The organism is Sulfurimonas sp., assembly GCF_041563495.1.
Classification (GTDB): Bacteria; Campylobacterota; Campylobacteria; order Campylobacterales; family Sulfurimonadaceae; genus Sulfurimonas.
In genome coordinates this window covers 1-15,097 of the sequence record NZ_JBFFMZ010000018.1, presented here as the reverse complement: position 1 = coordinate 15,097, position 15,097 = coordinate 1, and the positions used below count along the sequence as shown (strand labels likewise).

At 35.7% G+C, this 15,097-nt stretch carries 14 protein-coding genes and 1 pseudogene; 11 read left to right on the top strand and 4 right to left on the bottom strand.

The window, feature by feature from the left end; genetic code table 11:
* Positions 1–357 (bottom strand): annotated as a pseudogene (locus ABYK18_RS11720) (flagellin); the annotation flags it as partial.
* Between the two features lie 201 nt (positions 358–558).
* Between ABYK18_RS11720 and topA the strand changes: the two are divergent.
* The 5 genes from topA to ABYK18_RS11695 all read left to right on the top strand — a co-directional run bounded on the left by topA (position 559) and on the right by ABYK18_RS11695 (position 5,754).
* A complete protein-coding gene (topA, locus tag ABYK18_RS11715) occupies positions 559–2,784 on the top strand; it encodes a type I DNA topoisomerase (RefSeq protein ID WP_373036863.1) in 2,226 nt (741 codons plus the stop codon).
* A 79-nt stretch (positions 2,785–2,863) separates the two neighbouring features.
* Complete coding sequence (locus tag ABYK18_RS11710; RefSeq protein ID WP_373036862.1) at positions 2,864–3,385, top strand: metallophosphoesterase family protein; 522 nt, start codon at positions 2,864–2,866, stop codon at positions 3,383–3,385.
* The gene (locus ABYK18_RS11705; protein ID WP_373036861.1) at positions 3,382–4,236 is read left to right on the top strand and encodes a biotin synthase; all 855 of its coding nucleotides are present in this window, start codon (positions 3,382–3,384) and stop codon (positions 4,234–4,236) included. Before ABYK18_RS11710 ends, ABYK18_RS11705 begins: the two co-directional genes overlap by 4 nt.
* 11 nt (positions 4,237–4,247) lie before the next feature.
* Positions 4,248–5,408, top strand: coding sequence for a cation:proton antiporter (locus ABYK18_RS11700; RefSeq protein ID WP_373036860.1), 1,161 nt, complete (start codon positions 4,248–4,250; stop codon positions 5,406–5,408).
* Entirely contained in the window at positions 5,401–5,754 is a 354-nt protein-coding gene (locus ABYK18_RS11695; protein WP_373036859.1) for an AMMECR1 domain-containing protein, read from the top strand. Before ABYK18_RS11700 ends, ABYK18_RS11695 begins: the two co-directional genes overlap by 8 nt.
* Here the strand turns inward: ABYK18_RS11695 and ABYK18_RS11690 are convergent.
* Positions 5,751–6,716, bottom strand: coding sequence for an NAD(P)-binding domain-containing protein (locus tag ABYK18_RS11690; RefSeq protein WP_373036858.1), 966 nt, complete (start codon positions 6,714–6,716; stop codon positions 5,751–5,753). The genes ABYK18_RS11695 and ABYK18_RS11690 overlap by 4 nt on opposite strands.
* A 65-nt stretch (positions 6,717–6,781) precedes the next feature.
* On the opposite strand from ABYK18_RS11690, the gene ABYK18_RS11685 reads away from it, so the two are divergent.
* From ABYK18_RS11685 to ABYK18_RS11665, 5 genes are read left to right on the top strand one after another with little or no spacing between them, the layout of a single operon-like run.
* Complete coding sequence (locus ABYK18_RS11685; RefSeq protein ID WP_373036857.1) at positions 6,782–7,150, top strand: hypothetical protein; 369 nt, start codon at positions 6,782–6,784, stop codon at positions 7,148–7,150.
* 45 nt (positions 7,151–7,195) lie between these two features.
* Positions 7,196–7,951: an OmpA family protein gene (locus ABYK18_RS11680; protein WP_373036856.1), complete on the top strand. Its 756-nt coding sequence runs from the start codon at positions 7,196–7,198 to the stop codon at positions 7,949–7,951.
* Positions 7,952–7,971: 20 nt separating this feature from the next.
* Positions 7,972–8,553, top strand: coding sequence for a class I SAM-dependent methyltransferase (locus ABYK18_RS11675; protein WP_373036855.1), 582 nt, complete (start codon positions 7,972–7,974; stop codon positions 8,551–8,553).
* Entirely contained in the window at positions 8,553–10,358 is a 1,806-nt protein-coding gene (gene asnB / locus ABYK18_RS11670) for an asparagine synthase (glutamine-hydrolyzing) (RefSeq protein WP_373036854.1), read from the top strand. Before ABYK18_RS11675 ends, asnB begins: the two co-directional genes overlap by 1 nt.
* Positions 10,359–10,397: 39 nt before the next feature.
* Entirely contained in the window at positions 10,398–11,834 is a 1,437-nt protein-coding gene (locus ABYK18_RS11665) for a diguanylate cyclase (RefSeq protein ID WP_373036853.1), read from the top strand.
* On the opposite strand, the gene ABYK18_RS11660 is transcribed toward ABYK18_RS11665, so the two are convergent.
* Both ABYK18_RS11660 and upp read right to left on the bottom strand, forming a co-directional pair.
* The gene (locus tag ABYK18_RS11660; RefSeq protein WP_373036852.1) at positions 11,831–12,712 is read right to left on the bottom strand and encodes a class I SAM-dependent methyltransferase; all 882 of its coding nucleotides are present in this window, start codon (positions 12,710–12,712) and stop codon (positions 11,831–11,833) included. The two genes, ABYK18_RS11665 and ABYK18_RS11660, sit on opposite strands and share 4 nt — an antisense overlap.
* Positions 12,713–12,716: 4 nt before the next feature.
* Complete coding sequence (upp, locus tag ABYK18_RS11655) at positions 12,717–13,340, bottom strand: uracil phosphoribosyltransferase (protein ID WP_373036851.1); 624 nt, start codon at positions 13,338–13,340, stop codon at positions 12,717–12,719.
* A gap of 254 nt (positions 13,341–13,594) precedes the next feature.
* On the opposite strand from upp, the gene ABYK18_RS11650 reads away from it, so the two are divergent.
* Positions 13,595–15,097: nitrate- and nitrite sensing domain-containing protein (locus tag ABYK18_RS11650; protein WP_373036850.1), on the top strand; the 1,503-nt coding region annotated here is incomplete at its 3' end.

Sequence of the window (15,097 nt, the reverse complement as noted above, 5' to 3'; positions counted from 1 at the left end):
TAATCTGTCAATATCCGCTTGGATAGCTGTACGAGTTTGTAGAGTCTGACCATCAGATGCAGCTTGAATAGCTTTAGTTCTAATAGTATTTGCAATGTTGATATACTCATCAAGCGCACCGTCGGCAGTTTGAGCAACACCTACACCGTCATTTGCATTTGCAATCGCTTGACCAAGACCTTGAGCTTGCTGACGAAGAGAATCGGCAATAGACATACCAGAAGCATCATCTGCAGCCCTGTTAATTCTTAAACCTGAACTAAGCGAGTTAAGACTTTTATCTAGACCTAAGTTAGTCATACTAGAGTTTCTATGCGCATTCATTGCAGCAATGTTTGTGTTAATTCTAAATCCCATAATAAATCCTTTTCTATGGAGAGCCTTTCGCTCTTTTTGAGTTTTTTATCTCGGCTTCCTTGCCTTGATGTTAACTAAATCGGCAGTGAAAAAAATTACTTTAACAAATTTACAAATATTTTTCAATTTAGACTATTTAAACTTTTTTTGCTACACTTCCAAAACCAAAAAAAATCACTATACTATATATAGGAAAACTATTTGAACTTAATTATCGTCGAGTCACCCGCTAAAGCTAGGACTATAAAGAACTTTTTAGGCAAAGATTATGAGGTTATTGCTTCTAAGGGTCATATTCGTGATTTACCTAAATCTCGTTTTGGAATTACAGTAGATGAAGATAATCAACTTGTTCCTGCGTACAGTGTTGCAAAAGAAAATGCTCCGACTGTCAAAGAGATAAAAGCTCTTGCCAAAAAAGCTGATACTATCTATATCGCGACCGATGAGGACCGCGAGGGTGAAGCGATAGGATGGCATATCGCTCATGCTATAAAAAAAGACCCTCAAGAACTTCCTCGTATTGTTTTTCATGAGATTACAAAAACTGCAATAAATCACGCACTTGAATCAGCAAGAAAAATAGATATGAATATGGTAAACGCTCAACAGGCTCGTCGTATGCTTGACCGTGTTGTTGGTTATAAACTCTCTCCTCTGTTGGCATCTAAGATTCAAAAAGGCCTCTCCGGAGGTCGTGTTCAATCTTCAACACTGAAACTGGTAGTAGATCGTGAACGTGAAATTAAAGCTTTTGTCCCTGTTGAATATTGGACAATTGATACCCTTTTTAAAACAGATATAGAAGCAACTCTGACTTCACATATGGGCGATAAACTCTCAAAATTATCTATTGAAAATAAAAACGATGCAGATGCCATAACTAAAAGTGTTAAAGCTGACTCATTTGTTATCTCAAAGATTGAAACAAAACAGAGAAAGACATCAACTCTTCCGCCGTTTATGACTTCAACACTTCAGCAAACTGCATCTAGTAAACTGGGCTTTACTCCTAAGAAGACTATGATGGTAGCTCAAGCTCTTTATGAAGGAGTTAAAACACCTGACGGAACTTCTGGTGTTATTACATATATGAGAACCGACTCCCTGAACATGGCAGCGGAAGCCGTAGGTGCAGTCCGTGGAATCATAGAAAACAGATATGGAGAAAAATATCTTCCTAAAGAACCTAAGACTTACGGTAAAAAGGCAAAAGGCGCACAAGAAGCTCACGAAGCAATCCGTCCTACTATGCTTCACTTCACTCCTGAAGTTGCACAAAGCTTTTTAAAAGCTGATGAGATTAAGCTTTATCGTCTTATTTATGAAAGATTTATGGCTTGTCAAATGAATGACGCACTCTTTGAACAGCAAAGCATCATCTTCACAGGTAAAGAGAATGAGTACAGAGCAAGTGGCCGAAAACTAATTTTTGACGGTTTTTATGCAGTAACTGGAACAGAAGACAAAGACAAACTTCTTCCGACTCTAAAAGAAGGTGAGACGGCAGAGATTCAAAGTATCAAACCTGAGCAACACTTTACAGAACCTCCAGCTAGATATTCTGAAGCTTCTTTGATTAAAAAACTCGAGTCTGAAGGAGTGGGTCGCCCATCTACTTATGCTCCAACTATTGCAACTCTTAGTAGTAGAACTTATGTAACAATAGAGAAAAAACAAATCATTCCTACTGAGATGGCTTTTACTGTAACTGATATACTAGAGAAAAACTTTGCTAACATCGTTGATATCTCTTTTACTGCAAATATGGAAGAAAAATTAGATGAAATCTCAGAAGGTCAAACTGATTGGCAAAAGCTTTTAAGTGATTTTTACTTCCCTTTTATGGAACAAATTGCCGAAGGTAAAGAAAAAATTATCTCACTTAAACTTGCAAAACCATTAGGAAGAACTTGTCCTAAATGTGGAGAGCATGAACTTCTACTTCGTTCAGGCCGTTTTGGCAACTTCATCGCTTGTAGCGGTTTCCCAAAGTGTAAATATACGGAACAAGTCGATGAAGACGGAAACAAAGTAGAAGAGAAAGTTGAGACCAGCGATCAGGTTTGTGACAAATGTGGCAAAGAGATGGTTATTAAAAACGGAAGAAACGGACAATTTTTAGCATGCAGTGGTTATCCTGAATGTAAAAACACTAAGAGTATAGATGTTGAGAGTAAAGTAAGTGAAGCTCCGTGTCCTGATTGTGGAGGAGAAGTGAGCCTTAAAAACTCAAGACGAGGACCTTTTTGGGGATGTGCAAACTATCCTGATTGTAAATTTATCTCTAAATTTGAACCTACGACTATCAAGTGTAAAGAAAAAGGCTGTAAAGGAGTTCTGGCAGAGAGAACCTACAGAAACAAAGATGTTTATGAATGTGTAAAATGTAAAAACAGAACGCCTAGAGGAGAAGAAGCTAAGTAGTCTACATAGCTTCAGTGAGAGAAATTTTACAAAAATTGATTCTACCCTTGAGGTACACTTCTTTGAAAAGGAGATAATATTGAGAATAGGTATAATTTCCGATACTCATACTAAGGTAAAAATGGCGAAAGAAGCACTATCTCAACTCATTGAAGATGGTGCTGAGTTTATTATTCATGCCGGTGATATAGTTGAAGTAGAGATACTTGAGATGCTAAAAAACTGCGGACTTAGATATGTAGCAGTATATGGCAACAATGATGCGCATCTTGCACACTATCACGGTAAATATAATCTAGTTCAAGAGCCTCACTACTTTAAACTCGCAAACTCTAAGTTTAAACTTATGCATATGCCATATTACATGGCACCGGATGCAGATATTGTAATATTTGGCCATACCCATATTTTTGAGAGTGACTTTAAAAACTCTACTCTATTTTTAAATCCCGGCGAAGCATGTGCAAGAAATAAATCTGTCTCTGAGTTTGCTATGCTTGAAGTCACAGATGCAAAATATGAAGTAACATACTATACAAAAGAAAAAAAAGAGACAACTATTAAACATCAAAAATTTTCATATGAGAGAATAAAATCATGAGCGACATAAACAAAGAAATTTTTTTATGTTCTATCTGTAATATCAACAGCGGAACATGTAATGAAGACTGTAAATTTTGCTCTCAAAGTGTAAGATACAAAGCAGATATAGAGAGATACAAACAAAAAGCTATAGAAGATATTTTAAAAGAAGCTACTGCGGCTAGAGACAACGGTGCCTTAGGATTTTGTCTGGTAACAGCTGACAAAGGACTAAATGACAAAACTCTAAATTTTGTATGTTCCATAGCAAAAGTCTTGACAAAAGAAGTCCCCCAGCTTAGACTTATAGCGTGTAACGGAACAGCTACGCTGGAACAACTCCTGGTTTTAAAAGAAGCAGGAATAAAAGCTTACAACCATAACCTTGAAACTTCAAAAGAATTCTATCCAAAAATCTGTACGACACACTCTTGGGATGAACGCTATGAGACTTGCCAAAATATAAAAAAAGCAGGTTTAGTTCTTATAAGCGGCGGTATTTTTGGCTTAGGAGAGACAGATGCAGATAGAATTTCTATGCTCGAAGCTCTTAACTCTTTAAACCCGACATCAGTTCCTATAAACTTCTACCATCACAATGAAGCTTTGGAGTTAGAACCAAACACATTAGACATAGAAGAAGCTTTTGCTCTTATTAAGCGTACGAGAGAGATGATTCCGAATGCCCATAGAATTATGATTGCAGGAGGAAGAGAGATGATGTTTGGAGAGAGACAAAATGAGATTTTCAAATATGGGGCTAACTCTATCGTCATAGGAAACTATTTGACTACAAGTGGTAGGATTATGAGTAAAGACTTAGATATGCTACAATCTCTAAATCTAAAAGTTGCAAAAAACGTAAAATAAAGGCTTATTGTATGAGTGAAAATGTTATTCTTATAATCACCATTTCACTCATTATTATATTTTCTCCATTTTTTGCAAAACTTTTAAAACTTCCCACCACTCCTATTGAAATCATCTTAGGCTCAATTTTAGGCTATATCGGGTTTTTACACAATGAACATCTTTTTGACATAGTTGCCGAACTTGGCTTCTTGTATCTGATGTTCATTGCCGGTACTGAGATTAACTTGAAAAAAGTCATAAAGACTCCTGCAGATATTATGAAAAAGGTTATTTTATACCTTATCATACTCTACACATTTTCCATACTTATCTCTCTATATCTAAATCTGGGCAAGATTTTTATGGTACTTCTGCCTTTAATCTCCGTCGGATTGGTTGCTACACTTTCAAAAGAGTATGGCAAAACCCCTTGGCTCGGTCTTTCAATGACGGCAGGCGGTATAGGAGAAGTAGCGAGCATCGGTTTTTTAACTCTTACATCGGCAGCTCTTGACTCAGGTTTTGGAATAGGACTAATAAAAACAATTTTTGCATTAATACTGTTTTTACTGTTTATGTTTTTACTGTTTCGTGCAATGGAACTGCTGTTTTGGTGGTTTCCCGGAGTATCAATAGCACTGATGCCTTTTGAAGACAACAAAGAGCAGGATATAAGACTCTCAATGGGAATCTTTTTTCTTCTGGTGGGTGCAATGCTCTATCTTGATTTAGAACTTGCCTTTGGAGCGTTTTTAGCCGGTATATTCATACCGACATTTTTTGAACATAAACATGAACTTCCCGAAAAACTTGCTTCTTACGGATTTGGATTTTTGATTCCTATATTTTTCATACATATCGGAAGTTCATTCAACCTAGATGCTCTTACAATGGAGGGTCTGATATCAAAAGCTTTTATTATAGCTTTTGTTATGATTGTTATGAGGGTAGTCGCTTCTGTAGTCTTTATTAAAGACCTGGGTCTTATAGACTCTATCCTAATGGGTCTTTCTCACTCTATGCCTTTAACACTTCTAATAGCGATGGCTACACTTGCATATCATGCTTCAAGTATTGATACTCTGCACTACTACGCTTTCATCTTAGCGGCACTATTTCAGGTTATAAGTGTTATGATTATTATCAAACTTATCAATAACTATAAGCTCAAAAAGGAGTCAAATGTCTAGATCTGTTTTACTTCAACTTGCACGTGATTCGATACAAGAAGTCTTTCAAGCACAAAGAACTATAGACAAATTGGCCCTCTTAAGTGAGCATCCGCTGCTCAATGAAAAAATTGCTACAACCGTAAATATTTATTTGGAAAATGAGTTAAGAGGTTCTTACGGTTCCACGCAAGCGACTAAATCTCTTCTAGAAGACATAGTCTTTAATGCTAAAAAATCTGCTTTTGAAGACAAAAACTTTACTCCTCTCACGACTTCTGAATATCTAAGCTGTGAGATAGAGTTGCTTCTTGTAACTCCAGATGGAGTAATGAGCGAAAAAGATCCCGCTATCTTAAAAGACTAATCCACCCCAACTTGATCTCCACCTTGAATATAACAAGCTATTGCATAGCCGTGGTTTAGTCCAAGGGCTATACTTCCGCCTGATTCTTGAGTGATATCTCCGGCTACAAACATACCTTTTATATTTGTCTCATAATTATCATCATGAACAGGTCTTCCATCAACTTCTTCTATACCGGAACTTGAAAGAAAAGCACTTGGAGTAGTACCGCCTATTGCATAGATAACCCTGTCAAAAATCTCATCTTCAACTTCATTGAATAGAACTTTCACTCTGCCATCAACATCTTCCAAACCCACAATATTGATACCTAAGATTGGTCTGACTTCATTGTGCATAATCGCATTTGCAATATTTGTCTGGTTTGTAGGGTTTGCCCGTCTGAAAGTCTCCCTTCTGTAACAAATTGCTACATCATTTTTCTCGCTCAGATCAACCGCATATTCAACAGCGCTATCACCGCCGCCTACTACAAGAATTTTTTCACCTTCCGAACAACCATCCAACGTATAGCCTATCTTCTTTTTAATTGGGCTTGGAATTTTATAGCTTGGCTTATTCGGTTTCCCCATTCTGCCTATCGTAACAACTACATTCTTGGCTCTGATACTCTTACCGGCCATAAAGACTTCAAAAAAATTCTCTTTTTTTTCTATAGATTGTACTTCTACATGCGTTTGCAGCTCAACAGAGTGGTGATCTAATATCTCATCAAAAAAATCCAAAGTTGTCTCTTTTGTGCCATCTACAAAGTATATTCTACCGTCTAATTCAACTTTTTGACCCTTCCAGTCTTTATCTACTCTCTTATTATCTTTGTAATATTTACGTATAGTCGAATTATGATTTTGATCTTTTTCTAACAATACGATATCTCTGATACCCTGTAGATATCCTTCAACTGCAGTTGCAATACCGGCCGGACCAGCCCCTATAATCGCTAAGTTATATAGATGACTCATTAAAACTCCTTATATTATGGTGATTATTTTAACATAATTTAGCGATATTGTTATATACTTACAAAATGTATTATGTAATCAAAAAACAACACACTTCGTCGCTAACAACTTTCATTAGTTTTCAGGTACCAAAGTACATCGCTTCAAAAAATAGCGAAAATGTAATCTTTGAGTTTCAAAAAGACGGAAAACCTGATAGAAAATGGGTAAAGAAACAAGACATCATTCTGCTCACGGATGATAAAGAGTTTTTTTTAAAAACTGTTACGCACTTTAAAGAAGTCGAGGCAACTCAGCAAAAACTCATAGATGCTGCCCAAGAACAGCTAGATCAAAGCATTGAAACATTTACAGAAACAATGCTCTCGGAAATAAATGAGTTTAGTGAGATAAGAGACTCTTCTGACGTACCGTGCGTTCTCAAAGACTTATAAGTAAGTTTGTATTATAATCCACACAATTGAATCATAGGAATTAACATGAAATACCTTTTAGCAGTTTTAGCCTTCTCTTTCTTTGCCCACGCATCTGACGTTGCACCAAAAACAGAGAGTGAATTTACACACATTCAACCTGTAGCTGTCGAAGAAGCACCTGTAGTAAAAGCTGTTGAAGTAACGACTCTAGACAGTGATTCCGACGGTGTTTTAGACAAAGATGACAAATGCCCTAATACTCAAGCAGGTGAAAAGGTGGATGCTTCTGGATGTATGATTAAACTCGATTCAGATAAAGACGGTGTTCCTGATGAAGATGATAAATGTCCTAACACTGCGGCAGGAACAAAAGTTGATGACAAAGGTTGTGAGCTTGACAGTGATGATGACGGTGTTGTAGATTCAAAAGATCAATGTCCCGATACAAGTAAGGATTTTGTTGTCAACGGCTATGGCTGTCCGCAAACTGCAACACTAAAAGTAAATTTTGCAACGAATAAATATAATGTCTCTGATGAGCTTATCGACGATCTTAAAACTTTTGCAATGTTTTTAAAAGACAACCCGGGATACCAAATAATTATCTATGGATACACTGATAGCGTGGGGAATGAACAAGCTAACAAAAAACTTTCGCAAAACCGTGCAAATGCCGTAAAAGAAGCTCTTAGCCGTTATGGTATTAACACAACTAAAATGACGGCTATAGGTAAAGGGGAAGCTGACCCTGTTGCTGATAATGAAACAAAAGAGGGACGCGCACAAAACCGTCGTATTGAAGTAGAACTACTTCAATAACTCTCTTTACAAGGAGTGTTATGCCTCGTATAGATAGTGAGAAGTTTTATACATCAGCTATAAAAATGCATGGCATAACGGCCAAAGGTGTAAACTGGCTCTCCAAAGAATCGCAATACATCAGATTTGATATTATTTTAGAGATGCTCCCTGACAACCTGAACTCATATACTATAGCAGATGCAGGATGCGGATTTGGCGACTTTTTTCTTTACACTCAACAAAACAAGAATACACCTAAAAATTATATCGGTATAGACTCTGTGGTCGATATGTACTCCATAGCTTCTGAGAGAACAGGCTGTGAGATCATTATTGCCGATATTTGCAAAGATGAAATCCCAACAGCTTCTTACTACATCTGCAGCGGTGCGATGAATGTTCTAAACCCTTTTGAGACACACCTTTTTATACGCAACTGTTACGAAGCATCTGAGCACGGCTTTATCTTTAACATTCTGCATGGAGACAAAGAGAGTGAGACATACAACTATTTTACTAAAGCACACATACAAACAATAGCATCTGAGTTGAAAGTAAAAAAGATAATTGTCAAAGATAATTACTTAAAAAATGACATCACGGTAGGCTTCTTTAAATAATGTGTGCGATTTTTGGAATACTCGGACATTATGATGAAGCAAAAGCAAAAAGAGCTTTAGCATTACTCTCACATAGAGGACCTGACTACTGCGGCATAACTCAAAGAAACAATCTATTTTTTGCACATCAGAGACTCAGCATCTTGGATGAGGATTCTCGTTCTCATCAACCTATAAAACATGAAAAAATCCTGCTTTCTTTCAACGGAGAGATTTACAACTTCAAAGAGCTTAAAAATGAACTTACGTCGGAATTTGAGTTTAAAACAAAAAGTGACAGTGAAGTCATCATAGCCGCATATTTAAAATGGGGAGTGGATTTTGTCCTGCATCTGAGAGGTATGTTTGCAATCGCTTTGATGGACGGGGAAACACTATATCTCTTTAGAGACAGACTTGGCAAGAAACCACTTTTTTTTATGTCAGGTGAGAGTTTCATATTTGCATCTGAGATAAAAGCACTCACTCCGTTTTTAAACAGAGTTCGGATGAACGAAGATGCCCTTATGAGTTACCTCTCTTTTTTAACGCCGACTCCTCCTCACACTTTTTTCAAAGGAATCTGCAAACTTGCAGCCGGAGAGTATCTAGTCTTTAAAGATAAAAAATATGAAGTTAAAAGATATTTTGACCTGCTAAATGCAAGACCAAACATCATAACCGACAGAGATGAAGCACTTCACACTTTAGAATCACTTTTAAAAGAGTCTGTAAGTATGCGTCTGGATTCCGACAGACCAATGGCATCTCTGCTCTCAGGCGGAATAGACAGTGCAACAATAAACGCATATGCCAAACTTAAGGGAGTAAATCTTCAGACATATACTTTAGGCTATAAAAATTTTGCAAAATATGATGAACGCACAAATGCAAAAGAGACAGCCGATTTTTTAGGTCTTAGCAACATTGATGTTGAGATTACACAAAGCGACTTTATAGATGCAAGCGATAAAGTTCTCGAAGCTTTGGATGAACCGCTGAATGATCCCGCATCCGTACCCCTTTATCTTTTGTTTGAGAGAATAAAACAAGACGGTTATAAAGTAGTTCTAAGCGGAGAAGGAAGCGATGAGCTTTTTCTCGGTTACAGACAATACTTTGAGTTTTTAGATATTGAACAGATGTCAAAACTATCAAACAAGAACTGGCTCAAAAAATATTTCCGCTCAAACTATTCACAAAATAGAGAGTGGGAATACTACAAAAGAATTTTTGACGACACCCTGCTCTTTCGCACCTCGGGAGAGACTTTTACAGACCTGCAAAAAAACACCCTTATGAAAAGAAACGTAAAAGACAATCAGGCTCTAAAATACCTAAAAGAGTACAGGAATAGATTTGAAGCATCCTCTCATACCCATGAGAGCTTCTGGTACAGCTACATAGACCTCAATCTTTTTCAGGCAGAACATTTCTTGACAAAACTAGACCGCGTAAGTATGGCTCACTCTATCGAATCACGCACACCGTTTTTAGACCATAAACTTGCATCTGCAGTGTTTAGTATAGACTCTAAACTTCGCTATGAAGACGGTGTTACAAAATCACTTTTAAAACAAATAATGAAACCTCATCTGAATGAAAAAATCCTAAAACGAAAGAAAAAAGGTTTTTCAAACCCTTATATGGAATACCTGATAAATGCTCAAAGATTGGAACTTATCAAAGAGGTAAACACTCAGACCGGGATGTTTAAAACAAAAGAGCTAAATGAACTGCTAGGCGATGCATCTACAGGTGGTTTTAAACAGCACATATGGGGATTATATGTGCTGAGTGTCTGGATTAAGAAGTGGCTATTATAATTAAGATATAATTCTTTTTAATATATTTAGGAAATTTTTATGAAATCAAACTATAAAATTATTATTATAATCACCTCTTTACTGCTTATCCTATCTTTGAGTATCTCTATGGTCAACTATGCTGTTTCTTTAAAGGCAACTCAATTACAGTTAAAGACTCAGTCTCTGCCTCTTTCCATCGACAACATTTATACCGAAATACAAAAACATATCATACAGCCGTATCTGGTTAGTTCGATGATGGCAAACGATACGTTTTTAAAAGACTGGCTACTCCATGAAGAAACAGATGTGGATAAAATAACGAAATATCTTGAGAGCATAAAAAACAAATATGAGATGCTCACTGCATTTTTAGTCTCACAAAAAAGTAAAAATTACTATACGCATAACGGCTATTTGGAAACTGTTAAAAAAGACAACTCAGCCAACCAATGGTATTTTAGATTTAAAGATGACCCTAAAAATCATGAAATAAATCTAGATTTTAACGAAAACATCACTAATACTATGATTATGTTTATAAACTTCAAAATATATGATGACACCTACAACTTTATAGGTGCAACCGGAATTGGTCTGGAAATTTCATATATAGATGAGATGCTTCATATGTTTAAGGATAAGTATAATCTAAATGTATACTTTCTAAACGAAGCAGGAAAAATTGTACTTAGCAAACAAGATAAAAATGTATATCTAAATATTAATGAGATAGATGAACTTAAAAAGTATAAAGATAAAATCATATCTAAAGATGCAAATATACTTGAGTACGAAAAAGATGGCGAAGAATATATCTTAAAGACTAAATACATCCCTGAACTGGATATATACCTGATTGTAGAAGCAAAGTTAAATGACTTTTCACAAGAAGCAAAAAAAGTATTTTATTTCAATCTATCTATATCTCTTGCTTTTACGTTTATATTTGCTCTAATAATTATGTTTATTTTAAGACAATATCATGCAAAACTCGAAAATCTGGCTGATTTCGATTCACTTACACAGATTCCGAACCGACGAAACTTTGACAAACAGTTTGAACAATTCATTTTACTTCATAAACGAAATGAAAGACCCTTAAGCCTGATCTTTATGGATATAGATGACTTTAAATCCATAAATGACGACTTTGGTCATGAAGCCGGAGACAAGGTTTTAATTCAAACAGCAAATATTTTAAAAGGCACCATCAGGAAAACGGATATTATTGCAAGATGGGGCGGAGAAGAGTTTGTCATTGCATTTATAGATACAGATATAGATGAGGCGCATCTTATTGCACATAAAATCAGAGAAGCTATAATGAATGATCAAGAGATTAAAAAAAGTATAAACAAAAATATAACTGCTAGTTTCGGACTGACTGTTTGTAATGAATATGACACGGTTGACAGCGCTATATCAAGAGCAGATAAAGCAATGTACAGGGCTAAAGAAGAGGGCAAGAACAGAGTTGTTTTGATGCGTTAAAAGATTTTTCTGGCACTCAAAAACAGATAATCCTTTCCTGTTACTGTTACTCTGTACTTCTTTTGCTGCAGATATTTTTTACAAAAATGGATGTCTTTTAATACCAAACTCATCTCAGAAAATGCATAGTTTGGTGCTTTTGCACCGTATATCATCTCACCGTCAATCCATCTGCAGTTTGGAAAACCGAGTATTACGGCTCCGCCATTTTGCAGATGGTTTTGATAAAGAGACATGAATGTTGTGTTAAAGTTTATGTTTGTGCTTTGCAGAGTTCCGATAGAGATTATAAGATCAAACTTTCCTAGTTCTAATTCATCCAAAGTGTTTATATCATGACATTTAAAATCCACGTTTGAAGTTGAAAAATCTTTCTTTGCAAACTCGATAGCAGATGCACAGTAGTCTATGCCGACAAACTCTTTTGATATAAACTCTTCAGCACTAAGCATCTCTTGAATGACTTTAAACTCATCCCCTCTGTTTACGCCAAGGTTTAGGACTCTCTTTTTATTCTCTATATTTATAAACTTCAAAGCTTGTCTGTAGTGATAAAGAAAACTAAACTGCGCTGTTTTATCAATATTAAAAAACTCACTGTCCGCGCCGTATTTTTCACTGCTCTTAAGTGCTTTATGAAAAGAAGTTTCCAGATTTAACTTCTCAAATCTTAGAATAAGACTATCTTTTTCTTTTTGAACAGGTGTGAGCATCTTCATAAAAAATATTTGTGCTAAATCAACAAATGCTTTATAACCGATTCTATCCATATCGCTTTGCAAGACTTCAAGTTCGACAATATCTCCCGCTTTACTTTCATGATTTTCAAACCATTCAAGTATATCCTTAGAACTTTTCCCTTTTAACTCAACACTCATTCATCTACTCTGAGGTGTTATATGAACGGTCACCGGCATCGCCTAAACCGGGAATGATATATTTATTGTCATTGAGGCTCTCATCAATCTGAGCTATATAAATGTCAACATCAGGATAAGCTGCCTGAACTGCTTTGAGTCCCTCAGGTGAGCCAATTATATTTAATGCAATAATCTTAGAAGGCAATTTTGTTTTAATAAGCTTCAATGCATCTATCATCGACCCTCCCGTCGCTACCATTGGATCAACTAAAAGTATTGTTTTTCCTTTGCAGTTTGGCAGTCTGTCATAATAGAGCACACTCTCATGTGTAGTCTCGTTTCTTTTCATAGCCAAGAAACCGGCACTTGCTTCTGGCAAAAGTTCCATAACGCTCTCAAGCATTGGCAAGCCGGCTCTTAAAACCGTTACTGCAACTATTTTTTGCTCATCAACAGTATCACAGTAAGCCTCTCCTGTCCAAGTAGTTATTTTTCTTTGCAACATAGGAAACTCTTTTAACGCCTCATAAGCAAGTTGCTTTGTTAGCTCTGCAATCGTATGTCTGAAACGTATGGCATCTCTTCTTTGGTCTCTCAGATGTGTGACTAGAGTTTTCGTAATCGGGTTACTCAGTTCATAAATCATTTACTACCTCAATATAATCGAAATATATTTCTATAAAGCAATCATACAATATTTTGTATTACTTAGAAGCACTTGCGAACTCAATCATAAAAAAACAACAAACTCCAAGCTTAATTATTTCTTGCAATTTGAAACTTTATCAAAATTTAAAATAAAATTTATATTTTTAAATAAATCTGCAATAATTTCTGCTACAATATTTTTCACTTAAAAAAGACTCTGAACTATGGGAATATATACGAAGGAACCAATATATGAAATTAGATCTAAAATCAAAACTACTTTTTTTAACTTCGGTTCCTATAATCGTCATCTTCATCTTATCCATCGGCAGGATTGTCAACGATATTAATGTAAAACAAGAATTTGAAACTACAAGAAAGCATATTGTTGAAGCTAGAGCTATCTCTAGAGTAATTCATACTATGCAGATAGAAAGAGGTCTCAGCAACGGCTTTGTAACAAAAGGTGATGCAAATGATACGGAATCCCTTGCAAAAGCAAGAGAAAATTTTGATAGAGCCATGGAAGCCACAAAATCTGTCTATTTTTTTAAAAACATAAAAAATATAGATTTTTTATATATCTCAAATGATTTAACATCAATAAGAAAGAAAGTCGATAATTTTGATATATCGACAAAAGGAGTTATGAGTTACTATACAAAGCATATTAAAGCACTTATCGATTTTACAAAAAGCATGCCGAGTATGATAAATGACAGAGAGGATAGAAATCTTATCCAAGCGTACAGTTATCTCCTTGAATCAAAAGAATCTTTAGGGCAAATAAGAGCGACACTTAATGAAGCCTTGATTATACAGAACTTTTCAGATGCCAATTTTATGTTTGTAAGAGAACAACTTCATCACTATAAAAGCAACTTAGACAGATTCGAAAAGACTATTTTTGATTCCAAAGAACTTATAAAGTACTATCATAAAAGCTTAACTGACATTAATAACAAAGAAACATTCAGAATAATAGATTCTGCTCTTAAAAGCAAAGGCGATTTGCATTTAAATGTTAATGCATCGCAATGGTTTGAATATTCAACAAAAACTATAAATATACTTAAAGAAGTGGAAGGTAGACTCTTTACAACTTCATATAAGATTATTAATACAAAAATAAATACTATCACTTTAACAATGGCTGCCATTCTCATTTTTCTGTTTTTAATGATAACCGCCATCATCTTTTTTACAGTTACATCTATTAGAAGAATTTTATCTATGACAAATCAATTTAGTGAAAATTTCGAAGACTCATTGGCACTTTTGGAACAGTACAAAGCCACAGTAGATAAAAGTTTTATCGTCTCAAAAACAGATCCTAAAGGAATCATCAGCTATGCAAACGAAACCTTTTGCAAAATAAGCGGATATACAGAGGCTGAGCTGGTAGGAAAACCACACAACATAATCCGACATCCGGATATGCCAAAAGAGATTTTTCAAGAGATGTGGCACACCATAAAAGAACTAAAACGCCCTTGGAGCGGTGAAGTTAAAAATCGTGCCAAAGACGGTTCTGCCTATTGGATGAATACTTTTATAAACCCTATTCTAGATAAAGAAGGTAATATCATAGAATATATTGCCATGAGAATGGACATAACCATGATTCAAGAGGACAAAGAGCGCATCAAAGAGAGTCTGGGTATCAGCATGTCAAACTACGAAGAGGCACGTCACCTTGCAAACGAGTATGAGGATGCTATGAATGCAACCTGGAGTATCATCAGAACAGATACT

Coding starts and splice junctions, on each gene's coding strand:
- ABYK18_RS11665 (WP_373036853.1), top strand. CDS start 10,398: ATGAAATCAAACTATAAAATTATTATTATAATCACCTCTTTACTGCTT.
- ABYK18_RS11695 (WP_373036859.1), top strand. CDS start 5,401: ATGTCTAGATCTGTTTTACTTCAACTTGCACGTGATTCGATACAAGAA.
- upp (WP_373036851.1), bottom strand. CDS start 13,340: ATGATTTATGAACTGAGTAACCCGATTACGAAAACTCTAGTCACACAT.
- ABYK18_RS11690 (WP_373036858.1), bottom strand. CDS start 6,716: ATGAGTCATCTATATAACTTAGCGATTATAGGGGCTGGTCCGGCCGGT.
- ABYK18_RS11685 (WP_373036857.1), top strand. CDS start 6,782: ATGTATTATGTAATCAAAAAACAACACACTTCGTCGCTAACAACTTTC.
- ABYK18_RS11680 (WP_373036856.1), top strand. CDS start 7,196: ATGAAATACCTTTTAGCAGTTTTAGCCTTCTCTTTCTTTGCCCACGCA.
- asnB (WP_373036854.1), top strand. CDS start 8,553: ATGTGTGCGATTTTTGGAATACTCGGACATTATGATGAAGCAAAAGCA.
- ABYK18_RS11660 (WP_373036852.1), bottom strand. CDS start 12,712: ATGAGTGTTGAGTTAAAAGGGAAAAGTTCTAAGGATATACTTGAATGG.
- ABYK18_RS11700 (WP_373036860.1), top strand. CDS start 4,248: ATGAGTGAAAATGTTATTCTTATAATCACCATTTCACTCATTATTATA.
- ABYK18_RS11705 (WP_373036861.1), top strand. CDS start 3,382: ATGAGCGACATAAACAAAGAAATTTTTTTATGTTCTATCTGTAATATC.
- ABYK18_RS11675 (WP_373036855.1), top strand. CDS start 7,972: ATGCCTCGTATAGATAGTGAGAAGTTTTATACATCAGCTATAAAAATG.